Raw genomic sequence first — 22,784 nt, forward strand, 5'->3', positions numbered from 1 at the left:
GCCAGCGTTTCATGCACGCCAGTCCACGGAAGCCTTCATGAGGCTTTCGCGGGGAGCGGCTTGCCGTTGAAAAACAATAACAACAGGATTTCCCGAGATGAATGACTGCATTTGCTTTACGGGTTCCCGCACCACCAGCACTCCCTGCCAGCCACTGGGTGGAGGGCTTGTGCAATGAGCCCGCTGATTCTGATGATCACCGCCGGGGCCGGTATCGCCCTGTTGCTGTTCCTGGTGCTCAAGTACAAGTTCCAGCCCTTTGTCGCGCTGATGCTGGTAAGCATCCTGGTGGCGCTGGTGGCCGGGGTGAAACCGGCGGAGCTGGTGGCCACCATCGAGGGCGGCATGGGCAAGACCCTCGGCCACATCGCCATCATCATCGCCCTGGGCGCGATGATCGGCCGCATCATCGAGCTTTCCGGCGGCGCCGAGGCGCTGGCCAAGACCCTGATCGAGCGCTTTGGCAATCGGCGCACGCCCCTGGCACTGACCATGGCCGGATTCATCATCGGCGTGCCGGTGTTCTTCGAGGTCGGGGTGATCATCCTCATGCCCCTGGCCTATGGCGTGGCCCGCAGTGCGCGCAAGCCGCTGCTGGTGTTCGCCTTGCCGATGTGCGCCGCGCTCCTCACCGTGCACGCCTTCCTGCCGCCGCACCCTGGAGCGGTGGCCGCGGCCAGCCAGCTGGGCGCGGACCTGGGCCGGGTGCTGATGTTCGGCCTGCCGCTGACCGCGCTGCTGTGTTACGTGGGCTACCGCGTGGCGGGGCGCATGACCCGGCGCAACTACCCGATGACCGATGACATCCGCGCCGAAGTCTACGGCCCGCACGTCACCAATGAAGACCTCGCCGCCTGGAACAACGGCTCCGAGCAGCCTGCCAGCCCCCAGGCGGTGGCCGCAGTGGCGCACATGGGCCTGGAAGAATCCACCGGCAGCCTGGCGGCGAAACTGCCACCGGCGCCGCCACCGGGGTTCGGCCTGATCGTCAGCCTGATCCTGCTGCCCATCGTGCTGATCCTGCTGGGCACCCTGGCTACCTCCTTGCTGCCCCTGGAATCCACCCTGCGCGGGGTGCTGACCGTACTTGGCGCGCCGCTGGTGGCGCTGCTGCTGGACACCTTGCTGTGTGCCTGGCTGCTGGGCTCGCGCCGCGGCTGGAGCCGCAGCCAGGTGTCCGACGTGATCGGCTCGGCGCTGCCCGGGGTGGCCATGGTGATCCTGATCGCCGGGGCCGGCGGGGTGTTCGGCAAGGTGCTGGTGGATACCGGGATCGGCGCGGTGGTCTCCGACCTGCTGCGCACCACCGGCCTGCCGGTGCTGGCCCTGGGTTTTCTGCTGACCATGCTGCTGCGCGCCGTGCAGGGCTCCACCACCGTGGCCCTGGTGACTACGGCGGGCATCATCGCGCCGCTGATCGCCACCCTCAACCTGAGCCCCAACCACATGGCCCTGCTGTGCCTGGCCATGGGCGGTGGCGGGCTGGCCATGTCCCATATCAATGACGCCGGGTACTGGATATTCACCAAGCTGGCCGGCCTCAACGTCGCGGACGGCCTGCGTACCTGGACCGTGATCACCACCTTGCTCGGCACCTTGGGGTTCTGTATTACCCTGCTGATCTGGCCATTTGTCTGACCCTTTGTCCCAGGAGTTCCCATGCCTCGTTTTGCTGCCAACCTCAGCATGCTCTACCCGGAACATGACTTTCTCGAACGTTTCGCCGCCGCTGCGGCCGACGGCTTCACGGCCGTGGAGTATCTGTTTCCCTACGACTACAGCCCCCAGGAGCTGAAGCAGCGCCTGGACGACCACGGCCTGCAACAGGCCTTGTTCAACGCTCCGCCTGGCGACTGGGCGGCGGGGGAGCGGGGCATCGTTTCCCTGCCCGGGCGCGAGCAGGAGTTCCGCCAGGGTTTCGACAAGGCCCTGGAATACGCCGCGGTGCTGGGCAACTCGCGGGTCCACGTGATGGCCGGCTTGCTGGCGTCCGAGAACGATCGCCCGCGGCACCACGGCGTCTACCTGGAGAACCTGGCCCACGCCACGGCCCAGGCGGCCAAGGTCGGGGTCACGGTGCTGCTGGAGCCGATCAACACCCGGGACATGCCGGGGTTCTTCCTCAACCGCCAGGACCAGGCCCAGGCCATCTGCAAGGAAGTCGGCGCGGCCAACCTCAAGGTGCAGTTCGACTGCTATCACTGCCAGATCGTCGAAGGCGACCTGGCGGTGAAACTGCGCCGCGACCTGGCCGGGATCGGCCACATCCAGATCGCCGGGGTGCCGGATCGTCACGAGCCGGACCTGGGGGAACTGAACTATCCCTACCTGTTCCAGCTGATGGACGACCTTGGCTACGACGGCTGGGTCGGTTGTGAATACCGCCCGCGCGGCAACACCTCCGCCGGCCTGCAGTGGCTGCGGGACTGGCAGGCGCGCTAAGGCTCGGCGGTGTAGCCGCCACTGCAGGTTGCGAAGCAAAAGGTATCTGGGGAGCGTCGTGCAAGGCCCTGGGGGCCTTCGCGCATCGCTTTATGTAGCCGCTGCCGCAGGCTGCGAACGAGCCGCAGGCTCGCAGCGACTCCCCGGCCGTCGAGGCCCCTGCGGTGCCTTGCGCAGCCTGCGGCAGCGGCTACAGATGATACGTAGCGATAAACACAGGAGTTTTCCCATGCAGCGTTTTGCCTGCCGGGCCGCGCTCGGCCTGATTTTGTCCCTGGGCGGTATGTCCCTGGCCGTGGCCGCGAGCTTGCCGCCGGCCACCGAGGGGGATTGGGTGGCCCCGCAATTCACCTTCCACAACGGTGAGCAGCTGGCCAACCTGAAGCTGCACTACATCACCCTGGGGGACCCCAAACACCCGGCGATCCTCTATCTGCATGGCACCTATCGGCCGGCCAGCGACCTGTTGAGCAAGGATTTTGGCGGTGAACTGTTCGGCCCCGGGCAACCCCTGGATGCCAGCAAGTACTACATCATCGCCACCGACGGCATCGGCGTCGGCCAGTCGAGCAAGCCTTCGGACGGCCTGCGGGCGCGGTTCCCCCAGTACAACTACGAGGACATGGTCCAGGCCCAGTACCGGCTGCTGACCGAAGGGCTGGGGGTCAAGCACCTGCGGCTGATCATCGGCAATTCCATGGGCGGCATGCAGGCCTGGATCTGGGGCCAGAAGTGGCCGCAGATGATGGACGCCCTGGTGCCCATGGCCTCCCAGCCGGGGGAAATGTCTTCGCGCAACTGGATGATGCGCCGCCTGCTGGTGGAGTCGATCAAGCAGGACCCGGCCTGGGAGCAGGGCAACTACCGGCAACAGCCGCCGTCGCTGCGCCTGGCCAACGCGCTGTTCGCCACCGGCACCAGCGGCGGCACCCTGGCCTATCAGGCTCTGGCGCCGACCCGGGCCCAGGCTGACCAGCTGGTGCAGGAGCGCCTCAAGGCCAGCCAGGGTGCCGATGCCAATGATTTCATCTACCAGTGGCAGTCCTCGGCGGACTACAACGCCATGCCGGGTCTGGGCAGGATCCAGGCGCCGGTGCTGGTGATCAACGCCGCGGACGACGAGCGCAACCCGCCGGAAACCGGCACCCTGCAAGCGGCGCTCAAACAGGTGAAAAATGCCCGCCTGCTGCTGATTCCCGCCAGCGCCGAAACCCGTGGCCACGGCACCACCGGCATGGCCCGGTTCTACGCCCGCGAACTGGGGCAGTTCATGGCCGAGACTGAAAAAAACCGCTAGTGGCTACTGCGGTCTCTTCGTCGCCCGGGAGCAAGTCCTGCGCCACGGGCTGCTGTGGGCCGGGGCTATCGCTGGCTCAGGATTGTGCCGGCAGCAGCAGTTCCACACCGTGCTTGCGGATCCCGTCCGCCGCCGCAGGGGCCAGTGCGGCGTCGCTGATGATGATGTCGAACTGTTCCAGCCCGGCGATCTTGTACATGCTGAAGGTGCCGTACTTGGAGCTGCTGGCCACCAGCACCACCTGGGTCGCCGACTGCATCGCCACCTGCTTGACCTCGACCTTCAGCGCCGATGGCGTGGTGATGCCCCGGCGCAGGTCCCAGGAACTGGTGGAGATAAAGGCCACGTCGGTCACCACCTGGCGCAGGGTGGCCACCGCCAGCCCGCCGACACAGGAATGGTTGGAGTGGTCCAATTGCCCGCCGGTATGGATCACCGTCACCTGGGGCGCGTCCATCAGGGCCTGGGCCACGCCGAAATCGTTGGTCACCACGGTCATCCCCGACAGCGCCTTGATGTAGGGCACGATTTCCAGGGTGCTGGTGCCGGCGTCCAGGTAGACGGTCATGTCCGCGTGCAGCAGGCTCGCCGCCAGCTTGGCCATGGCCTGCTTCTGCGGCAGCTCCACCACGGCCTTGGACTGATGGCTGGGCTCGCTGTGCAACTGGCTGGCGATGCGCACCCCGCCGGTTACCGAGTGGGCGCGGCCTTCCTGCTCCAGCAGGGCGATATCCCGGCGCACGGTCATGTGCGAGCAGTCGAACATCTCCATCAACTGATGCACGCTGAGCACCTGGTGCTTGCGCAACTGGCGCAGGATCTGCTCGCGGCGCTGCTCGGGAATCATCGGTGCGCCGCTGTCACTGGCAAGGTCCTTGGGGGTAGGCATTGAAGCTCCGGTCTGGCGGGTCGGCAAAGGCAGGAATCGGCAGGCCATAGTAGCGAAAGTAGCCGCCGCGGACGAGATTTAGTGCCGTGTGCAAGTCAGGAAAACATGGCCATCGGTCAGGGGCAGAAGGGGCAATACAGATTGTCGAGAAAGTCCTGGCTGTCGATGTTGGCGTCCAGCACCTGTACCACCACCGGGCCATGGTGCCTGCATTCCAGGATCTGCCCGGCGCCGCTGCGGTTCGGCTGTTGCTCGCTGAATTCATTGCAGCCGCACCAGGGGCATTTGCGCACGGTTGCATCGTTCTGGCCGAGTATTGCCAGGTCCCAGCCGCAGCCGGTGCAATTGAGGCGATACAAAGGGCGGGCAGGGGTAAAGGTCGGCATAGGGGAACTCCAGGTCAGGGGCCTCAGCCCGGGGTCAACAGGCGCTTGAGCGAGCGGGTCAGCGGCTGGCGTGCCTTGCGGCTCTTGAACGGCCCCGGGATGTGCAGCAGGAAACTGCGCCAGGGGTAGCCACCGGGATTGCGCTCCGCGGAACCCAGGTAATCATGCAGGGCCAGGGCCGATTCGCGGTTGAAGGCCCAGAGCATCTGGCCTTTGTAGAATACGGAAAAATAGGCTTCGCCTGGCCAGTTCAGGTGGTGGCGCGCCGCGTAGTGGCAGTGCTCGCAGCGTACCGAACCCAGGTCCAGGCCGTGATCGCGGTACCAGTAGGCTGAACGCTGCCAGTGGCTGGGGCTGTAGCCATCGGGCAACGGACCCAGGCTCTGCATCGGGTCGCCATGCAGGCCGGGAAAGTACAGGGCGTAGTGGTGATAGTGGCCGCAGTTGTCCTGCTCTTTCCAGTACTCCAGCAGCGGGTGGGCCTGGAAGAACGGCACATCGGCCTTGCGTTCGATGGGCCTGGCCACGACGAAGTCGAAGCAGGCCTGGCCTGCGCACTGCGGGCAACTGAGCGCCAACTGATGGGGCATGGGGCTCCAGGGGGCAAGGCTGGTCATGGGTGAATCAATCTACCTGTGGCGTGGCCTGGTCGATATGCCAGCGTCGCTTGAGCTGCTGCAGGCTGCCATCGCGCTTCATGCCGTCCAGGGCCTGCTGCCAGCGGGCCACCTGGGCCGCATCGACCTTGGGCGAAAAGGCGATGTAGGCGTCCTGGTGCATCAGTGGCATCTGGTAGCGCAACTGGTCGAGGGCCAGGCCCTCTTCGGCGGCGAAGGTGCCGACGCTCATGGTGTCGGCCACCACGTATTGCACGCGGCCGACCTGCAGCAGGCGCATCATGATTTCCGGGCTGTCGACGCCCCACAGGTTGTCCAGCCCCTGCTGTTTGAGGTAGCTGTAGACCAGCCATTTGCGCGGCACGGCAATCTGGCCCCGGGTCTGGTGCAGGTCGGTGACCGGCGTGCTGTCGCCATTGCGGGTATAGAGGGCGGTTTCGGTGCGCATCAATGGGCCTACCCACTGGTAGCGCGACTCGCGCTCGCCGGTGCGCAGTATGGTGAACACCGCCGTGTCGTCATCGCTTCCGGCATCGCGCAGGGCCCGCAGCATCGGCCGCAGCTGCACGTTCACCGTGTCGCCGCTGCGCTGCGCCAGGGCCTGCACCACATCGACACCAAACCCCACCATCCGCTCGCCCTGCTGGAAGTGCAGCGGCGGGTGGTTGTCGGTCAGCATGCGCAACTCGCCAGCGTGGGCCGCAAGGCTCAATAGCGGCAACAGTGCCTGCAGCATCCATTTCATGCAGTGCCCTTGGAGTTTGAAAACGCAGAGCTTAGTACGACTGGTTGCCGCCTGTCGCGATAAAAGCTGCCGGCTCCGTGCCAGGCTTCAGAGGGGGATGCCCGGGGGCTTTTTTCGTCGGGATATCGCTGAAAACACTCCACTGCAGTTATTCTTGCGCCGCCTTTTCAGAATGGAATCGACCCATGTTCGCTCCCCTTGTTCGTCCCTTGCGAGCCACTGGCTTGCTGTTCGCGGTCCTGGCCTGTTCCCAGGGCGTGCAGGCCAGCAGTTTCGACTGCGCCAAGGCCGCCAGCAGCAGTGAAAAGGCCCTGTGTGCCGACCCCTATACCGCCTCGCTGGACAGCCAGCTGGGCAAGGCCTGGAAGGCGACCCTGGCCAAGGCCAAGGACCCCAAGGCGCTGCGCCTGGACCAGCGTGAATGGCTCAAGGAGCGGGATCAGTGCGCAGCCGACCTGGGCTGCCTGCGCAGCAAGTACCTGAGCCGCCTGGTCGCGTTGCGTTATGTGAATGTGCCGTTCGAGTGGCAGGGCACCTGGCAGCGGGTCTCGGTCAGCCCGTTCTACGCCGGTGATCTGGTGATCCGGCGCACTGGCGAGGATCGCTTGAGCTTCGATCTGTCGGCCATGGGCGGCGCCAACTCCGGCTCGCTCGCGGGTAAGGCGCAGATCAAGGGCGGTGAGGCCCGCTACAGCGTCGAGGGCTGCAACCTGCGCTTCACGCAGCGCAACGGCCTGTTGCAGGTGAGCCAGGAGGGCGACTCCTTTGCCTGCGGCGCCGGTTCAGGGGTGTATTACGACGGGCTCTATGTGGCCTCCAAGCAAGCCCTGGAGAGCCATTACGACCTGCTGTCCACGGCGCTGGTGCGCACCGAGGAAGAAGACCGGCGCGCCCGGAAACTGCTGAAGAAGGACTATCAGACCCTGCTCGACAGTGGCTCGTCGTTCTCCGCGGATACTTCGGCCGAACTCAAGGGCGCCGAGGTCACCGATATGTGGCTGCCGGGCCTGGCCACTACCAATGCGGCGATTTTCGTGCGCGGTACCCAGGGCCAGTTGTGGGTCGCGCTGCTGGTGGTGGCAGGGCCCAAGGATGAAGTACGGGTGCGTTACTACACCACCGAGCCTGAGTGGAAGCACAGCCTGCCGGATGTGGTGCAGAGCTGGTATGAAGCGCGCAGCAAGGACAAGCAGCTGCCGCTGGACATGATGCCCTGAGCCGGCGCGGCGAGCGGCCAGGGGCAGGGCGCGCAAGAGATTTCGCCGGACGGACAGGCGACAGCATCGGCGCACCTGCTAGAGTCTCGCCCCGGGCTGTGCGCAATCGCGCTTGGCGGACGCGCAACACCACCATCATGCCCCCTGGAACCGGGGCCTGACGGGCAAATTCCTCAGGTTGGTGACGCGAAGCGAATATGAGCGTCTACGACTAGTGCAAGTGACACTGCCGCCGCCGTCATCGGCGCCTGGCACTTTGAAATTGGGAGAGTATGTATGGTCATCAAACCCCGCGTTCGCGGCTTTATCTGTGTGACGACCCACCCGGTCGGCTGTGAAGCCAACGTCAAGCAACAGATCGATTACGTCACCCAGCAGGGCGCCATCGACGCAGGGCCGAAGAACGTACTGGTACTCGGCGCTTCCACCGGCTACGGCCTGGCAGCGCGGATCACCGCAGCGTTCGGCTGTGGCGCCAACACCCTCGGGGTGTTCTTCGAGCGCGGCAGCGTTGACGGCAAGCTGGGCACCGCCGGCTGGTACAACACCGCGGCGTTCCACAAGTTCGCCGAAGAAAAGGGCCTGTACGCCAAGAGCATCAACGGCGATGCCTTCTCCGATGCGGTCAAGGCCGAGACCATCGAGACCATCAAGCGCGACCTGGGCAAGATCGACCTGGTGGTCTACAGCCTGGCCGCACCGCGCCGCACCCACCCCAAGACCGGTGAAGTGCTGAGCTCGACCCTCAAGCCACTGGGCAAGTCCGTGACCCTGCGCGGTGTCGACACCGACAAGGAAATCGTCAAGGAAACCACCCTGCAGCCGGCGACCCAGGAAGAGATCGACGGCACCGTGGCGGTGATGGGCGGCGAAGACTGGCAGATGTGGATCGACGCGCTGCACGAAGCCGGTGTCCTGGCCGAAGGCGCCAAGACCACCGCCTTCACCTACCTGGGCGAGAAGCTGACCCACGACATCTACTGGAACGGTTCCATTGGCGAAGCCAAGAAGGACCTGGACCAGAAAGTCATCGGCATGCGCCAGCAACTGGCTGGCCTGGGCGGCGACGCCCGGGTGTCGGTGCTCAAGGCCGTGGTGACCCAGGCCAGCTCGGCGATCCCGATCATGCCGCTGTACCTGTCGCTGCTGTTCAAGGTGATGAAGGAGCAGGGCAGCCACGAAGGTTGCATCGAACAGGTCTACGGCCTGTACAAGGACAGCCTGTACAACAGCGAGCCGGTGATCGACCAGGAAGGCCGCCTGCGTGCCGACTACAAGGAACTGCAACCGGCGGTCCAGGACCGGGTCAAGCAGCTGTGGGACCAGGTGACCAGCGAGAACCTCTACGAGATGACCGATTTCGTCGGTTACAAGCAAGAGTTCCTGCGCCTGTTCGGTTTCGAGATCGAAGGTGTCGACTACGAAGCCGACGTCGATCCGGACGTGAAGATCAGCAACCTGATCCAGCTGTAATCCGCTCGTAGCATCAGCCAGCGCCCCTCCCTCGTGAGGGGCGCTGTCGTTTGCATCCCCCTATTTCCCGTAGGAGCCAGCTTGCTGGCGAAGAGGCCCGCAGGTCTTGTGCTGGTCTTGGAGACGCCTTCGCTGGCAAGCCAGCTCCTACGAGGGCGGGGCGGGGCAATTGCGCAAGATCGTTCAAGCCAGGGGCACCGGCAGATGGCACAGTCAGCGTCCGTTACTTGTGTGCAGGGTTTTATGTCCAGCGTTCTCTTACCCCGTGCCGCGTTCATCCGTGGCGCCATCGCCATCATGCCGCTGTCCCTGGCCACCGCGCCCTGGGGGCTGCTGGCCGGTTCCATGGCCATCGAGGCCAATCTCACGCCGCTGCAGGGCCAGGGCCTGTCGAGCATCGTTTTCGCCGGGGCCGCGCAATTGGTGGCCATCGGCATGCTCAAGGGCGGGGCGGGGATCTTCTCGATCCTGCTCACCACCTTGCTGCTCACGTCCCAGCATTTGCTCTACGGCATGAGCATGCGCTCGGTGATTTCACCCTTGCCGGGCCGCTGGCGGGTGGGCCTGGGCTTTCTGCTCACCGACGAGCTGTTCGCCTTGACCAGCGCCCACGACAAGCAGCAGTTCGACCGCTGGTACGCCCTGGGCGTCGGGCTGACTTTCTATGTGGCCTGGAACCTCTTCACCCTGCTGGGCATCGTGCTGGGCAAGAACATTCCCGGCCTTGAGCACCTGGGCCTGGACTTCTCCATCGCCGCCACCTTCATCGCCCTGATCACGCCACTGGTGCGCAATGTGCCCACCGTGGTCTGCGTCGCGGTGTCGCTGTTCTGCTCGGTGCTGTTCAGCTACTGGCACTGGGGATCGGCGCTGGTGCTGTCGGGGCTGGCGGGCATGACCGCAGGTTTTGTCTGCAACAAACTCTATCGGGGGCAAGCATGATGGTCTGGGCAGTCATCTTCGGCATGGGCCTGTTGGTCTTTCTCAATCGCTACGTGTTTCTCGAACCGCGCCTGCCGTTGCGCTTGAGCAGCAATGCCCGGCAGTTCCTCGGCTTTGCGGTGCCGGGCATGCTCACGGCGATCTGCGGCCCCATCGTGTTCATGCCCGACCACGAGCTGAACCTGCACTGGAGCAACCCCTACCTGCTCAGCTCCCTGGTGGCCATTGCGCTGGTGATCTACACCCGCAACACCCTGCTCAGCATGCTGTTGAGCATGGGGTTCTTTTTCCTCCTGCGCTGGTGGTTCTGAGGGCCGTTTGCGGTAGCCTGTGCAGCTTTCGGCACCGGCCGACCTTCAACCGCAACGGATGCATCGGATGAGCGAGTTTCCCCACGATATCGACCTGGACGCGTTCTGGGACCGGGCCACCAGCAGCAAGATCAACCAGCCCCCCGCCAGCCCTGCCGTCATAGCCCAGTTGCAGGCGCAACTGGGCTATCGCCTGCCGCTGTCCTACGTGGCCTTCATGAACCGCTACAACGGCGGGCGCCCGCACCTCAGCTGTTTCCCCACCGGGCAGGGCACCTCCTGGGCCGAGGACCACTGCGCGATCGACAGCTTTCTAAGCATCGGCTGCGATGGCGACTATTCCCTGGGCGGTGGCCTGGGCAGCCGTTTCATGATCGAGGAGTGGGGCTACCCGGACCTGGGGGTGTACATCTGCGACTGCCCCTCCGCCGGCCATGACATGGTTGCCCTGGACTACAGCGAGTGCGGGCCCGAGGGCGAGCCGCGGGTGGTGCATGTGGACCAGGAGGCCGACTACGCGGTGACAGTGCTGGCAGCGGATTTCGAGGCCTTTGTCCGCGGGCTGGTGTCGCCCGAGGTCTACGACACCTCGGAACAGGATTACCTGGATGATCTGGACAAGGTCGCCCACGCGCCGTTCTCGCCCCTGCTGGAGGAACTGCTCGGCCATTTCAGCGCAGTCCCCGACCTGGGGCCGCTGATCCGCCAGATCGCCTTGCGCATCGTCCATGAGAAGCGCTACTTCGCCCTGCATGCCGATCCACTGTCGCAACTGCTCTATGACCTGCAGTTCTGGCTGTACCAGAATCGCTACCCGGTCCCCGACAAAGAGGCGTACCTGCTGGTCTATCAGGACATGATCGCCTTCGCCAGGGGCTTCGGCACCGGCGGCTACGCCCCGGACTTCATCCGCGACTGGTTCCGTAACCGCCTGGCAGGCGGCCAGCTCCGGCAGGCGGCGGGCGGGTTCGCCCTGGCCCCGGCCTACCAGGCGCAATTGCTGGAACAACTGGCCGGGTTTCGCCCCGCACCCCTTCACGCCCAGGAGCAGCCATGAGCGAGGAAACCATCCGCATCACCGCCGAACAGACCCTCTCCGACAACTGGTACGTGCTGAAGAAGTACAGCTTCGAGCTGCGCCGCCGCGACGGCAGCTGGCAGGCCCAGGACCGCGAGGTCTACGACCGGGGCAATGGCGCAACCATCCTGCTGTACAACCTGCAACAGCGCACGGTGCTGCTGACCCGGCAGTTCCGCATGCCGGCCTTCGTCAACGGCCACAGCGGCTACCTGATCGAGACCGCTGCCGGGCTCCTGGACAACGCCAGCCCAGAGGTGCGCATCCGCCAGGAAGCCCAGGAGGAAACCGGCTACCGGGTCGGCGAGGTGCAGAAGGTCTTCGATGCCTTCATGAGCCCGGGTTCGGTGACCGAGCGGGTGCATTTCTTCATTGGCCATTACCAGGCCGAAGACCGGATCGACGCAGGCGGCGGGCTGGAGCACGAAGGCGAGGACATCGAGGTCCTGGAACTGGATATCGACCAGGCCCTGGGCATGATCAAGAGCGGGGAGATCGCCGACGGCAAGACCATCATGCTCCTGCAATACCTGCAACTGCATGTGCTCAAGCCCCGCAGCCTGATGGTGCTGGTGGCCGGCCCTTATCGCTCTGGTACCGACGATGACCCGGCGCTGCTGGCGCGCAATGTCGAGGCCATGGAGCACTGCGCGGCGCAGGTTCTGGCGGCGGGGCACTTTCCGGTACTGGGGGAATGGGTGGCGTTGCCCATGACCCGGCTGGCGGGTTCCCGGGCGGTGGGCGACGAGATCTACAACCAGCGCTTTCATGCCTACGCCGAGCGCCTGCTGGAACGCTGCGATGCGGTGCTGCGCATCGGCGGGCCGTCGGCGGGCTGCGATGCCATGGTCGAGGTCGGCCAGCGCCTGGGCCTGGCCCTCTATTACCGGGTGGAGCAACTGCCGGTGGTGCCCGGCGGCACTGGCTGACGCGCCGCTCCAGGATGCCCCGGCGCCGGCAATCGGCGCCGGGGGAATATCCGCACAGGCCCCGCCAGGGGCTTTTCTTCAGGCCCTGCGGGGAAAAACTGTCTATCGTCAATAGGCAAGCGGGAGCTTCGTCGAAGGCCGCGTGAGGCAGGGTCGCACCGGTCGGTTTGTCGTTATGGCGCCTGGAGCACTATGGAAAACTTCGGTCTTGATCCGTCTCAAGGGCGCAGCACCTCCAATCAGGCGCTGACCCGCGCCACCTTGCTGGGTTGCTCGGGGCTGCTGCTGGCGCTGTTTCTCTTCACCGGTGTGTTGCTGGTATACATCGCCCTCGACCAGAACCTCGAGGCCGAGCAGCACAACCGCCTGGACATCGACAAGGCCCTGCAATCCTTTGCCGGCAATGCCCGCACCACCCTCAAGGACTACGCCCTCTGGGGCGATGCCTACCAGCACCTGCACCTTAAGATCGACCTGGACTGGGCCTTCACCCGGCAGAATTTCGGCCCCACGCTGTACCGCGACCTGGGCTTTGACGGGGTGTTCGTGATCAACCCGGCCGGCCACACCGTGTACTCCCTGGTGGCCGGCGACCTCAGCGAGATGGATGCCCGCGACTGGCTGGGCGAGGCGTTGCCGCCCCTGGTCAGCGCAGCGCGGGAGGCCGGCGGCAAGGTGGTGGACCGTTACCAGTCGATTGCCGGCACCCCGGCGCTGGTGCTCGCCGCTGTCATAGGCCCGGGCAACGACCCGCAAGTGCGCCCTGATGCCGGGCCGCAGTCGGTGCTGATCTTCGTCGCCCGTTTCGACCCGCCGCGGTTACTGGCCCTGGGCCAAGGCCTGGACATCGAGCATCTGCAGGTGGCCCGTGCCGCCACGGACCAGAGCTTGCCGACCCTGGACTTGCCCGACGGCGCCGGAACCCTGCAATGGCGGCCGGCGCGCCCCGGGCACCAGTTGCTGGTGCTGGTGATGCCGCTGTTGCTCCTGGCCGGCCTGCTAGTGGGCCTGATGGCGGTGTTCCTGTTGCGCCGCGCCGATGCTGCAGCGCAGGCCATGGACCGGCAGGTCCAGGCGCTGCGCGCCAACCGCTGGGCCCTGGCCGCGAGCGAGGAGCGTTTTCGCGATGTGGCTGAAGCTGCGTCCGACTGGATCTGGGAAGTCGACGGGCAGCTGTGCTTTACCTACCTGTCCGAACGTTTCGAGGCGGTCACCGGGTTGACCCGTGAGTCGACCCTGGGGCGGCCGATGACCGAGCTGCTGAGCTGCGAACAGGGTTCGCTGGGCCAGTGGCTGGCGGCCCCGGAGCGGCGTTCCCAGGCGATCCAGCAGTGCCTGTACCGGGATGGCCAGGGGCAGTCGCGAGTCTGTCGCCTGTCGGTGCGGGCCATGGCCGCCGGGGGCTTTCGCGGCACCGCCAGTGATATCACCGAGGAGGTCGCGGCTCGAAGGCGGGTCGAGTACCTGTCCCAGCACGATGCCTTGACCGGCCTTGCCAACCGCACCCGCATGCAGGAGTTTCTCGAAGGCCGGCTGCAGGCCCCGCCGACCCTGCAGGAACCCCTGCTGATGCTCAGCGTCGACCTGGACCGGTTCAAACCGGTGAACGACCTGCTGGGGCACGCCGCTGGCGACCAGGTACTGCACGAGGTGTCCCAGCGCCTGGCCCAGTGCCTGCGCAGCGAGGACCTGGTGGCCCGGGTCGGCGGCGACGAGTTTGTCCTGGTGGTCACCGGCCAGGTGGCCGGCCACGAGATCGAAGGCTTGTGTCGGCGCCTGATCGAGCGGCTCGAGGAACCGTTCTATATCGCCGGGCACGAGGTCTTCATCAGCGCCAGCATCGGCATTGCCCGGGCCCCGGGCGACGCCTCCCAGGCCGAAGAGCTGCTGCGCTTTGCCGACATCGCCCTGTACGAGGCGAAAGCGGCGGGGCGCAGCACCTGGCGTTTCTATGCGCCCTACATGAATGTGCGGATCATCGAACGGCGGCGCCTGGAGCGTGACCTGCGCCATGCCATCGAGCAGGACCAGCTGCTCCTGCATTTCCAACCGCGCTACCGCGTGTTCGATGGCCAATTGATGGGCGCCGAGGCCCTGGTGCGCTGGCAGCACCCCCAGCATGGCTTGCTGGGGCCGGACGTGTTCGTGCCGATTGCCGAGGACACCGGGTTGATCCTGCCGCTGAGCAACTGGGTACTGCACGCAGCCTGTCGTGCGGCGCGAGCCTGGCCGGAAGGCCGACTGCTGGTGGTCAAGCTGTCACCGGCGGAATTCCTGCGCGGCCAGTTGGTGGCGCGGATCGCGGCGGTGCTCAAGCAGAGCGGCCTGGAGCCGTCACGCCTGGAGCTGGAAATGACCGACAAGGTGCTGCTGGACGACAGCCGCCACGTGCTCACCATCATGCAGGGGCTCAAGGCGCTGGGGGTGCAGTTGCTGATCGACGATTTCGGCACCGGCTACTCGGCGCTGCAGTACCTGCAGACCTTCCCCCTGGATGGCCTGAAGATCGACAGCAGCTTCATCGCCCGGCTCAACCACAACGATGCCGGGCGCTCCATTGTCGAGGCGATTGTCGACCTGGGGCATGCATTGTCCTTGCGGGTGGTCGCCGAGGGGGTACAGACCGCGGCGCAGTTCGGGGTCTTGCGCGACATTCAGTGCGATGAGGTGCAGGGCCCGCACCTGAGCCCGCCGCTGGACCAGGAGGCTCTGCTGGAACTCTATGGCGAAGCCGCCCGGGCCTCGCGCCCGATCACCTGAGCCTGTGTTTCAGGGCAGGTGGTCGGCGGCGAAGTCGGCCTCCGAGCGCGCTTGCAGGCGGCCTTTGCGGCAGGCCTGCTGGAAGCGCTCGAAATCCCGTTCGTTCTGCGTGGCATAGGCCTGGGCGTAGTGCCACAGGGCTTCGGCCAGGGTTTCGCTCTTACCGATGTACCCGCTGATCCGCGCGGCCTGGCCCGAAGCCTTGGCGTGGGCTCGGGCCAGGGCCCGGCCGCAGATCCTGGCATAGGCGGCGAAGGTGTCCTCGTCGAAGGTCTCAAGTTCCGCCGAGACCTTCATGTCGCGCAGTTGGCGCACATAGAAATGACGGCCGTTGGGGCCGGTGGTCCAGCCCAGGAACAGATCGCTGGCGGACTGCATCAGGCGCTGGCCTTCCACCACCCGCTGGCCGTTGTGCCTTGGCTTTGAGCGTTCGCGCACATAGTCGGCGAGCACCGAGCGCCGGGCTTCCTTGAATTGCAGGAACAGGGGCCGCTGCTGGGCGTCGGTGAGCAGCGCCACCAGGCAGCGGGTGCCGACGCTGCCAACCCCCACCACCTTGAAGGCCAGGTCGCAGGGCTGGAACCGTGCCAGCAGGTCGCGGCGGTCGGCCTGCAGGGTGCCGCGATAGTCGCGCATGAAGGTGTCGTACAGCGGCCGCCAGTCTTCCAGGCGCATCCAGTCATCGTCGGGGTCCAGCAGGCTGGTGGTGTTGTGCAGGTGGAAGATTTCCGGCAGGTCGTCGCGAATCAGCAGGCGGCCCCGGGCGTCGCGCTCGCTGATCTTGGGCAGGAGCTCGGCATGGGTGCGCCGGGCGGCCTTGTCGATGGCCCGTTGCACATGCTCCAGGGTGTCGCTGTTGGAGCGCGCCTGGTGCAGCAGGTCTTCGTAGGTCAGGGCGTCGTACCAGATCTCCAGGGCGCTTTGCCCGGCGCAGGTGGCCATGCTGCGCTGATAGGCGCCCACCAGTTCGCGGCACAGGGCCTCTTCGACCCCCGGGCCGTGGCGCAGGTGCCGGGCGGCAATCAGGAAGCTCGCCACCAGGCGCTTGAGGTCCCACTCCCAGGGGCCGGGATGGACCTCGTCGAAGTCGTTGACGCTGAACAGCAGGTTGCGCTCGGGGGTGGCAAAGCCGCCGAAGTTCATCAGGTGGCAGTCGCCACAGATGGTCGAGCGCAGGCCCATGTCCGGGGTGCTGGCCAGGTCGTGGGCCTGGAGCAGGGCGTTGCCACGGTAGAAGGTGAAGGGCGACACCAGCATGCGCCCGTAGCGCAGTGCCACCAGGGACTGGACCCGGCCCTGGCTGGAGGCCTCGATCAACGGCAAGGGGTCGCGCTTGATCTGCCCGGGATCGGAATGGGAGCTGCGGGGGCAGTCCTTGCGGGCTTGCTTGCCGAGCTTGATCGAATCGTCGGGGCGGTTCATGGACAGCTCCTGTACCAGGCCTTAGCGGTAGGGGGGAGGTTTGGCTAGGGTTGTGCGGGCAACTCCTGACGCGCCTGCCGGATCGGCAGTTCCACGCGAAAGGTGCTGCCGACGCCGGGCTGGCTCTGCACGCTGATCTGCCCGCCGTGCTTCTTGACGATGCCGTAGGACAGCGACAGGCCCAGGCCGGTCCCCTGGCCCACCGGCTTGGTGGTGAAGAAGGGGTCGAAGATCTTGGCCAGGTGCTCCTGGTCGATGCCGCAGCCGCTGTCGCTGACCTCCAGCCAGACCCGCTCGCCGTCCACGCCGTTGCGCAGGGTAATGGTGCCGCGCTCGGGGCCTATGGCCTGCGCCGCGTTGACCACCAGGTTCATCACCACTTGATTGAGTTGGGAGGGCAGGCATTCGATATCCGGCAACGGCTGGTAGTCGGTGACCAGGTCGGCCTTGTACTTGAGTTCGTTGGCAACGATGTTCAGGGTCGAGTCGATGCCCTGTTGCAGGCTCGCCAGCTGCCATTGCTGGTCGCTGTCGACCCGGGAGAAGTTCTTCAGGTCCTTGACGATCTGCGCCACCCGGCCGATGCCTTCCTTGGACTCCCTGATCAGTACCGGAATGTCCTGCTGGAGGAAGTCCAGGTCGATGCTCTCGCGCAGGCTCTGCAGGTGCTTGCGCAGTTCCGGCGCGGCGATGGCTTCTTCGGCCTGGCGATAGGCGCTGAGCATCTGGTCGAGCTGCTGCAGGTAGCCTGCCAGGCTGCCGAGGTTGGAGGACACGAAACCGATGGGGTTGTTGATTTCGTGGGCGACCCCGGCGGCCAGTTGTCCGAGGGAGGCCAGTTTTTCCGATTGCACCAGCTGGTTTTCCAACTGCTTGCGTTCGTCGATCTCCAGTTGCAGCGCTGCCCCGGCCTGCCTCAGGTCTTCGGTGCGCTGCTGCACCAGGTGCTCCAGGTGATGCATTTGCAAAAGCGCGCGGGCGGTCATTTCCCACTTGCTGGTCAGGGTGTTGGCCATCTGCTGGACTTCGATGTTGTCAAAGGGCTTCTTCAGGATCAGCAGGCGATGATGACCCTGCAGGCGCTCCAGCAGCTCTTCCCAGGAATAGTCGGAGTAGGCGGTGCACACCACCACCTGTAGCCGCGGGTCCTGTTGCCAGAGGCGTTCGATGGTCTGCGCGCCGTCCCAGCCCTGGGGCATGCGCATGTCGACAAACGCCAGGGCATAGGGACGCTGCCGCTCCTGGGCCTGGCAGACCATGGCCAGGCCTTCCTCGCCGCCGTAGGCCGAATCCAGTTCGAAAGGCTGTTGCCGGGGCTTGGCCGTGGCGCCGAACAGCTGTGCCTCCAGGTCATCCAGGCCGTTGTCGTCTGCCTCGGGCGGGGTGAGGATCTTGCGAAAGTCCTCGTGGATCGACGGGGTATCGTCGATCAGCAGGATCCGGCGATTGTTCAACTGGTCCATCATGGGTCCTCTGCGCTGATCAGCGGGATGTCCAGAGTGAAGGTGGCACCCAGGCCGGGGCCATCACTGTGCACATTCAATTGTCCACCCATCTCCATGGCCGCCAGGGCGCAGCTATGCAAGCCGAAGCCATGGCCGTCCTTGCGGGTGGTGAAGCCGTGGGAAAAAATTCGCGTCAGGTTCTCCGCGGGGATGCCTTCGCCTTCATCCTTGACGCTGATGCTCAGGGTCTGGCCGTCCAGCACTCTGGCGCTCAGGGTCAGGGTCCGCGAGTGATCATCGAGGTTGGACATGGCGTACTTGGCGTTGCTGATCAGGTTGATCAGGATCAGCAGCATGCGGTGCTTGTCGCCCATCACCGGGGGCAGCGGACCATAGTCCTTGACCACCGTGACCTGATGCCGGGCCAGGGCGCCGGAGTTCATGCGCAGGGCGTCTTCGATCAGCTCGGCGACCCGCAGGGGTTCTATCAGCCGTGAGGCTCCGGCATAGGATTGCTGGGTGGCGACGATTTCCTTGATGTGGTCGACGCTGCGGGCCAACTGAGCCAGTTCTTCGCCCATGCCCTGCTGCTCGGTGGCTATGGCTTCGACCAATTGATTGAGGTAGCCGGGGAGCAGCTTGCCTTTGTCGTCTTCGGTGAAAAAACGCCCCAGGTCATCCTGGTGCTGGTTGATCAACTGCATGGCCTTGCCCAGCCCTTGTGCCTTGCTGGAGCGCAGGGTGCGGCTGAGCACTTCGCTGCAGATATTCACGCTGTTGAGTACGTTGCCCACGTTGTGCAGGACGTTGGTCGCAATTTCCGCCATGCCAGCCTGGCGGGCGCTGTCCATGAGTTCGCTCTGGGCTTCCTTGAGCTCCCGGGTGCGTTCCTCGACCCGGTGTTCCAGGTGCTCGTTGGCGCTCTGCAGGGCCGTGTTCACCCGGCGGATGACCGCGTAGCTGCGTACCAGCCTGACGGCCAGGTAGAGAATCAGTATCACCAGCAAGGCGGCAAAGAGCAGCAGGTACTGGTGGGCCTTCTGGTCCTGCAGGTCGGACTGCGACTGATCGGCGTTGAGCAGATGGGTGATTTCGTCCAGGCGCTGGGCGATGGGGATCGAGGTGATGCGCTCCAGCAGTTCGTTGACCACCGGCTGCTCCCGCAGAATCACCGAGACGTGGTTGCTGAGGATCTCCACCGGCTCATGCATGGGTTCGGGCAGGCGCTCCTTGTTGACCGCCAGTTTGTTCAGCCCCACCAGGATGTCTGCGGCCCGGTCGTCGCTGGAAACCTGGGCGAACTCCAGGCTGCTGAGCAGCAGGTCATAGGTATCGATGGCAATGGTCTGCTCTGACAGCCGCGCCTGGTCGTCAAGGCCGGCCAGGCGGCGCTGGATATCGTCTTCGGCAGTGGGCAGGAACGCCAGGGAGTTGCGCAGCACCGCGTTGTGGGTCTTGAAACGCTCCACCAGGCCGGCCTTTTCCTGGAAGGCCTCGATGAACGCCTGGTGGCCGGCCGTCCAGGCGGCCGGGTCATTGTGGTTCTGTTGTGAAAGCTGATCGAAGCGGTTCCACAGCTGGTTGATCTCTTGCACCGGCATGACCAGTGGATCGTAGTCGTGGGTGATGGCGATCCGAGCCTTGAGCACCTCGGTTTCCCATTGGGCATTCAACTGCTTGATATGGCTGATCAGGTCCCGCGCCAGTACGTAGTTCGAGGGCTGGCCGACCACCGTCTTGAAGTAGAGAAAGGCCAGCCCCAGCACCAGGCTCAGGGTCAGTAGCGACAGCAGCATGATCGGCAGGCGTCGGGACAGCTTCATAAGGGCTTGCCCTGCCATTCGCCGGTCAGGGTCTTGAGAAACTTGACGATCAGGCTGATGTCCTGGGTATTGGGCGGGCGCCCCAGCTGATACTTGAACATGACTTCCACTGCCTGCTCCAGGGTCGGCGCCGAACCATCGTGGAAGTAGGGCGCAGTCACTGCGACATTGCGCAGGCTGGGCACCTTGAACACGTTGCGGTCCTGTTCGTCGCCGGTGATCAGGAAGCGCCCCAGGTCGGCGTCGGTGGGGTTGCCGCGGGCAGCGAAGTAGTCGCCCATCACGCCGAACTTCTGAAACATGTTGCCGCCGATATTGACCCCCTGGTGGCAGGCGATGCAGCCGTAATCCTTGAAGCGCTGGTAACCGTATTTTTCTTCCAGGCTGAGGATGTCGGTATTGCCTTGCAGGTACTGGTCGAACCGCGAGTTGGCGCTGAGCAAGGTCTTTTCATAGGTGGCCAGGGCATTTTGCACGTTGGCTGCGGTGATACCGTCCGGGTACAGGGCACCGAAGGACTTCTGGTAGGCGCTGTCATCGCTCAAGGTGCGGATCAGCGCCGGCCAGGTGTTGCCCATCTCGCTGGGGCTTTGCACGACGTTGTCGATCTGCGCTTCCAGGGATTCGACGCGCCCGTCCCAGAACTGCCGGAAATTCAGCGCGGCATTGAATACGCTGGGGGTGTTGACCCGGGTGAGCTGCCCCTTGAAACCCGGCGATTTTGCCTGGGAGTCGGCCCCGCCCTGGTCCAGCCGGTGGCAGTTGGCACAGGACAGGCTGTGGTCCTGGGACAGGCGCGGTTCGTTGAACAGCTGGCGCCCGAGCTCGACCCGCTGGGGGTCGAGTGCCGGCGGTGCGGGCAACGGCTTGAGCGGTTCGTCCAGGGGCGCGGCGAAAGCGCTCGGGCTGGTGGCGCCCAGCCCTGTCCAGAGCAGCAGGAGCAGTACCCGTGCGCGGCGGCGCGGCGGATGGCGCGGTTGTTCAGTGGTCATGGTCCGTAACCTGGAACTGCGGCCTGTGCTTGCCCAGCAGGCGAGCGAAGTCTTCGGCGGGCAGGGCCTTGCTGAAGTAGTAGCCCTGGGCTTCCTCGCAGCCTTGCTGCTGGAGAAAGGTCAGTTGCTGGTGCGTCTCCACCCCTTCGGCGATGACCTTCAGGTTCAGGCTGCGCCCCAGGTTGATGATGGCGCTGACCAGTACGGCGTCCTTGTGTTCGTGGCTCAGGCCGTGGATGAAGGATTGGTCGATCTTGAGCACATCCACGGGAAACTTGCGCAGGTAGCTCAGGCTCGAATAGCCGGTACCGAAATCATCGACGGCCAGGCGCACGCCCAGGGCCTTGATCGCCAGCAGGGTAGCCAGCGTGACCTCGACGTTCTGCAGCAGTACGCCTTCGGTGATTTCCAGTTCCAGCCAGGCCGGGTCCAGGGCGTTGTCGCTGAGCGCGTCGCGCAGTTGCTGGAGCAGTTGCGGCTGTCTGAAGTCAGCCGCCGACAGGTTGATGGACAACGGCACAGGGGGCAGGCCGGCGTTCTGCCAGGCCCGGCACTGGCGAGTGGCTTCCCTCAGGACCCATTGGCTGATGCGGGTGATCAAGCCGCTGTCTTCGGCCACTGGAATGAACTGCTCGGGGCTGATCCAGCCCTGTTGCGGGCGTTGCCAGCGAATCAGCGCTTCAGCGCCTACCACATTGCCCGAGGCCAGGTGGATTTTCGGCTGGTAATGCAGGTGGAACTCCCCGCGTTCCAGGGCCTGGAGAATCCCCGATTCCAGGTATTGCTGCTCCCGGGCCCGGTGCGTCATGTCATCGGTGAAGAAACAGTAGCTGCCCGGTGCCTGCTCCTTGCTGGTGTGCATGGCCATCTCGGCTTTCTTGATCAGCGCCAGGGCATCCTGGCCATCTTCGGGGTACAGGCTGATGCCCAGGCTGGCCGTCACCTGCAGGTCGTGCCCGGCGATGTCATCGAACTGGCTCACGGTGGCCAGCAGCTTTTGCGCAAGCGCGCGTATCTGTGCCGGATGCTGCTGGTCATGGAGCACCACCACGAACTCGTCGGAGCCGTAGCGAAACAGCGAGTCCGACTCGCGCATGCCTTGTTCCAGGCGCCGGGCGATTCTCTTGAGCAACTCGTCCCCGGCCGGGTATCCCAGGGCATGGTTGATCCGCTTGAACCGGTCCAGGCCGAAGAACATCACCGCCAGCCGCTGCTCATAACGGCGGGCCCGTGCCATGGCCTGGCCCAGGCGGTCCCCCAGCAAGGTGCTGGAGGGCAGGCCGGTGAGCACGTCGTAGTGCAGCAGGTGGGAGACCTTGAGCAGTTCGGCCACCCGTCTTTCGATGGTCTGTTGCAGGTCGTCGAGTTTCTGCCGGGCGTCCTGTGCCATCTGCCACTTCCAGGTCAGCGCGCTGGCCATCTGGCGGATTTCCAGGCTGTCGAAGGGTTTTTTCAGGATCAGCAACTGGTCGCCGAATGCCAGGCGTTGCGCCATGGCTTCCCAGGAATAGTCGGAATAGGCGGTGCACAGGGCGATCTGCAGGTCCGGGTCGGCGTTCCACAAGCGCTCGATGGTTTCCAGGCCATCCCAGCCGGGGGGCATGCGCATGTCGATGAACGCCATGGCATAGGGCAGGCCCAGGGCCAGGGACGCTTCGACCCGGGCCAGGGCCTCTTGGCCCTGGAACGCCGAGTCGAGGCAGAAGGGCGCTAGCTGCGCTGGCGTCGTGGCCTGGCCGAACAACTGTTGCTCGGCCAGGCTCAGGTCCGGGGCTTGGCGCGGCGCCAGGATCTTGTGGAAATCCTCATGGATTGCCGGGCTGTCATCGACAATCAGGATCCGTCGGTTGGCCCGCCCTGGGGGCTGGTCCGAGGCGTCTTGTGCCTTTGTCTGTGCGTCACTGCCAGCGTCCATAGACCTTCCCTAGTACCCTGAGCCCGCCTTGCAACGTTGTCAGCATAGTCATTGCGCAGTGCCGCGGCTGACGAATTTATTTCGCGGGGGGCAATGGCGTG

Annotated in this window: 19 protein-coding genes; 10 read left to right on the forward strand and 9 right to left on the reverse strand. The window is 65.1% G+C overall.

The genetic code is table 11. From position 1 onward, the window contains the following. Positions 1–174 precede the first annotated feature (174 nt). From AC1RL5_RS02560 to AC1RL5_RS02570, 3 genes are all read left to right on the forward strand, one after another. Positions 175–1,638 carry a GntP family transporter gene (locus AC1RL5_RS02560; RefSeq protein WP_011061625.1) on the forward strand — a complete coding sequence of 488 codons (1,464 nt, stop codon included), beginning with the start codon at positions 175–177 and terminating at the stop codon, positions 1,636–1,638. 21 nt (positions 1,639–1,659) lie between these two features. Beyond that, the gene (otnI, locus tag AC1RL5_RS02565; protein ID WP_072450173.1) at positions 1,660–2,442 is read left to right on the forward strand and encodes a 2-oxo-tetronate isomerase; all 783 of its coding nucleotides are present in this window, start codon (positions 1,660–1,662) and stop codon (positions 2,440–2,442) included. 229 nt (positions 2,443–2,671) lie between these two features. Next, positions 2,672–3,739, forward strand: a complete 1,068-nt coding sequence (locus tag AC1RL5_RS02570; RefSeq protein ID WP_072450174.1) for an alpha/beta fold hydrolase — start codon at positions 2,672–2,674, stop codon at positions 3,737–3,739. A gap of 76 nt (positions 3,740–3,815) precedes the next feature. On the opposite strand, the gene AC1RL5_RS02575 is transcribed toward AC1RL5_RS02570, so the two are convergent. From AC1RL5_RS02575 to AC1RL5_RS02590, 4 genes are all read right to left on the reverse strand, one after another. Continuing rightward, complete coding sequence (locus AC1RL5_RS02575) at positions 3,816–4,628, reverse strand: DeoR/GlpR family DNA-binding transcription regulator (RefSeq protein ID WP_015635853.1); 813 nt, start codon at positions 4,626–4,628, stop codon at positions 3,816–3,818. A 116-nt stretch (positions 4,629–4,744) separates the two neighbouring features. Continuing rightward, positions 4,745–5,014, reverse strand: a complete 270-nt coding sequence (locus AC1RL5_RS02580) for a hypothetical protein (RefSeq protein WP_011061621.1) — start codon at positions 5,012–5,014, stop codon at positions 4,745–4,747. A 23-nt stretch (positions 5,015–5,037) separates the two neighbouring features. Further along, a complete protein-coding gene (locus AC1RL5_RS02585) occupies positions 5,038–5,631 on the reverse strand; it encodes a hypothetical protein (protein ID WP_072450175.1) in 594 nt (197 codons plus the stop codon). 7 nt (positions 5,632–5,638) lie between these two features. Then, entirely contained in the window at positions 5,639–6,376 is a 738-nt protein-coding gene (locus AC1RL5_RS02590) for a substrate-binding periplasmic protein (RefSeq protein ID WP_177190960.1), read from the reverse strand. A 185-nt stretch (positions 6,377–6,561) separates the two neighbouring features. Between AC1RL5_RS02590 and AC1RL5_RS02595 the strand changes: the two genes are divergently transcribed. The 7 genes from AC1RL5_RS02595 (at position 6,562) to AC1RL5_RS02625 (ending at position 15,086) form a co-directional block, all read left to right on the forward strand. Further along, positions 6,562–7,593: a lysozyme inhibitor LprI family protein gene (locus AC1RL5_RS02595; RefSeq protein WP_072450177.1), complete on the forward strand. Its 1,032-nt coding sequence runs from the start codon at positions 6,562–6,564 to the stop codon at positions 7,591–7,593. Between the two features lie 276 nt (positions 7,594–7,869). Next, positions 7,870–9,066, forward strand: coding sequence for an enoyl-ACP reductase FabV (fabV, locus tag AC1RL5_RS02600; protein WP_011061617.1), 1,197 nt, complete (start codon positions 7,870–7,872; stop codon positions 9,064–9,066). 243 nt (positions 9,067–9,309) lie between these two features. Next, positions 9,310–10,008 (forward strand): AzlC family ABC transporter permease, encoded by a 699-nt coding sequence (locus tag AC1RL5_RS02605; protein ID WP_072450178.1) that lies wholly within the window; start codon positions 9,310–9,312, stop codon positions 10,006–10,008. Beyond that, positions 10,008–10,319 (forward strand): AzlD domain-containing protein, encoded by a 312-nt coding sequence (locus AC1RL5_RS02610; protein WP_011061615.1) that lies wholly within the window; start codon positions 10,008–10,010, stop codon positions 10,317–10,319. The genes AC1RL5_RS02605 and AC1RL5_RS02610 overlap by 1 nt, the downstream gene beginning before the upstream one ends. A gap of 67 nt (positions 10,320–10,386) precedes the next feature. Further along, a complete protein-coding gene (locus tag AC1RL5_RS02615; protein ID WP_492588970.1) occupies positions 10,387–11,376 on the forward strand; it encodes an SMI1/KNR4 family protein in 990 nt (329 codons plus the stop codon). Next, on the forward strand, positions 11,373–12,326 hold the full coding sequence (nudK, locus tag AC1RL5_RS02620) for a GDP-mannose pyrophosphatase NudK (protein ID WP_492588969.1): 954 nt from the start codon (positions 11,373–11,375) through the stop codon (positions 12,324–12,326). The genes AC1RL5_RS02615 and nudK overlap by 4 nt, the downstream gene beginning before the upstream one ends. A 192-nt stretch (positions 12,327–12,518) precedes the next feature. Further along, positions 12,519–15,086 carry a bifunctional diguanylate cyclase/phosphodiesterase gene (locus AC1RL5_RS02625; RefSeq protein ID WP_492588968.1) on the forward strand — a complete coding sequence of 856 codons (2,568 nt, stop codon included), beginning with the start codon at positions 12,519–12,521 and terminating at the stop codon, positions 15,084–15,086. Between the two features lie 9 nt (positions 15,087–15,095). Here the strand turns inward: AC1RL5_RS02625 and AC1RL5_RS02630 are convergent, their stop codons facing one another. Genes AC1RL5_RS02630 through AC1RL5_RS02650 form a run of 5 tightly spaced genes read right to left on the reverse strand, consistent with a single transcriptional unit; the run spans position 15,096 to position 22,683 of the window. Continuing rightward, on the reverse strand, positions 15,096–16,508 hold the full coding sequence (locus tag AC1RL5_RS02630) for a DUF2252 domain-containing protein (RefSeq protein ID WP_072450182.1): 1,413 nt from the start codon (positions 16,506–16,508) through the stop codon (positions 15,096–15,098). A gap of 44 nt (positions 16,509–16,552) precedes the next feature. Beyond that, complete coding sequence (locus AC1RL5_RS02635; protein ID WP_123577902.1) at positions 16,553–17,971, reverse strand: ATP-binding protein; 1,419 nt, start codon at positions 17,969–17,971, stop codon at positions 16,553–16,555. Continuing rightward, entirely contained in the window at positions 17,971–19,776 is a 1,806-nt protein-coding gene (locus AC1RL5_RS02640; protein WP_072450184.1) for a DAHL domain-containing protein, read from the reverse strand. The genes AC1RL5_RS02635 and AC1RL5_RS02640 overlap by 1 nt, the downstream gene beginning before the upstream one ends. Then, positions 19,773–20,768 carry a cytochrome-c peroxidase gene (locus AC1RL5_RS02645; RefSeq protein WP_492588967.1) on the reverse strand — a complete coding sequence of 332 codons (996 nt, stop codon included), beginning with the start codon at positions 20,766–20,768 and terminating at the stop codon, positions 19,773–19,775. The genes AC1RL5_RS02640 and AC1RL5_RS02645 overlap by 4 nt, the downstream gene beginning before the upstream one ends. Continuing rightward, the gene (locus AC1RL5_RS02650; RefSeq protein WP_492588966.1) at positions 20,758–22,683 is read right to left on the reverse strand and encodes a putative bifunctional diguanylate cyclase/phosphodiesterase; all 1,926 of its coding nucleotides are present in this window, start codon (positions 22,681–22,683) and stop codon (positions 20,758–20,760) included. Before AC1RL5_RS02650 ends, AC1RL5_RS02645 begins: the two co-directional genes overlap by 11 nt. Positions 22,684–22,784 lie beyond the last annotated feature (101 nt).

The sequence above is a fragment of the Pseudomonas sp. GW822-FHT06D10 genome (assembly GCF_058799535.1).

Excerpts from the sequence above, each read along its gene's own strand:
- AC1RL5_RS02595 (WP_072450177.1), top strand. The coding sequence starts at position 6,562 with ATGTTCGCTCCCCTTGTTCGTCCCTTGCGAGCCACTGGCTTGCTGTTC.
- AC1RL5_RS02635 (WP_123577902.1), bottom strand. The coding sequence starts at position 17,971 with ATGGACCAGTTGAACAATCGCCGGATCCTGCTGATCGACGATACCCCG.
- AC1RL5_RS02610 (WP_011061615.1), top strand. The coding sequence starts at position 10,008 with ATGGTCTGGGCAGTCATCTTCGGCATGGGCCTGTTGGTCTTTCTCAAT.
- AC1RL5_RS02590 (WP_177190960.1), bottom strand. The coding sequence starts at position 6,376 with ATGAAATGGATGCTGCAGGCACTGTTGCCGCTATTGAGCCTTGCGGCC.
- AC1RL5_RS02645 (WP_492588967.1), bottom strand. The coding sequence starts at position 20,768 with ATGACCACTGAACAACCGCGCCATCCGCCGCGCCGCCGCGCACGGGTA.
- AC1RL5_RS02630 (WP_072450182.1), bottom strand. The coding sequence starts at position 16,508 with ATGAACCGCCCCGACGATTCGATCAAGCTCGGCAAGCAAGCCCGCAAG.
- AC1RL5_RS02560 (WP_011061625.1), top strand. The coding sequence starts at position 175 with ATGAGCCCGCTGATTCTGATGATCACCGCCGGGGCCGGTATCGCCCTG.
- AC1RL5_RS02570 (WP_072450174.1), top strand. The coding sequence starts at position 2,672 with ATGCAGCGTTTTGCCTGCCGGGCCGCGCTCGGCCTGATTTTGTCCCTG.
- AC1RL5_RS02605 (WP_072450178.1), top strand. The coding sequence starts at position 9,310 with ATGTCCAGCGTTCTCTTACCCCGTGCCGCGTTCATCCGTGGCGCCATC.
- AC1RL5_RS02575 (WP_015635853.1), bottom strand. The coding sequence starts at position 4,628 with ATGCCTACCCCCAAGGACCTTGCCAGTGACAGCGGCGCACCGATGATT.
- AC1RL5_RS02615 (WP_492588970.1), top strand. The coding sequence starts at position 10,387 with ATGAGCGAGTTTCCCCACGATATCGACCTGGACGCGTTCTGGGACCGG.
- otnI (WP_072450173.1), top strand. The coding sequence starts at position 1,660 with ATGCCTCGTTTTGCTGCCAACCTCAGCATGCTCTACCCGGAACATGAC.
- AC1RL5_RS02580 (WP_011061621.1), bottom strand. The coding sequence starts at position 5,014 with ATGCCGACCTTTACCCCTGCCCGCCCTTTGTATCGCCTCAATTGCACC.
- AC1RL5_RS02625 (WP_492588968.1), top strand. The coding sequence starts at position 12,519 with ATGGAAAACTTCGGTCTTGATCCGTCTCAAGGGCGCAGCACCTCCAAT.
- AC1RL5_RS02585 (WP_072450175.1), bottom strand. The coding sequence starts at position 5,631 with ATGACCAGCCTTGCCCCCTGGAGCCCCATGCCCCATCAGTTGGCGCTC.
- fabV (WP_011061617.1), top strand. The coding sequence starts at position 7,870 with ATGGTCATCAAACCCCGCGTTCGCGGCTTTATCTGTGTGACGACCCAC.
- nudK (WP_492588969.1), top strand. The coding sequence starts at position 11,373 with ATGAGCGAGGAAACCATCCGCATCACCGCCGAACAGACCCTCTCCGAC.
- AC1RL5_RS02650 (WP_492588966.1), bottom strand. The coding sequence starts at position 22,683 with ATGGACGCTGGCAGTGACGCACAGACAAAGGCACAAGACGCCTCGGAC.
- AC1RL5_RS02640 (WP_072450184.1), bottom strand. The coding sequence starts at position 19,776 with ATGAAGCTGTCCCGACGCCTGCCGATCATGCTGCTGTCGCTACTGACC.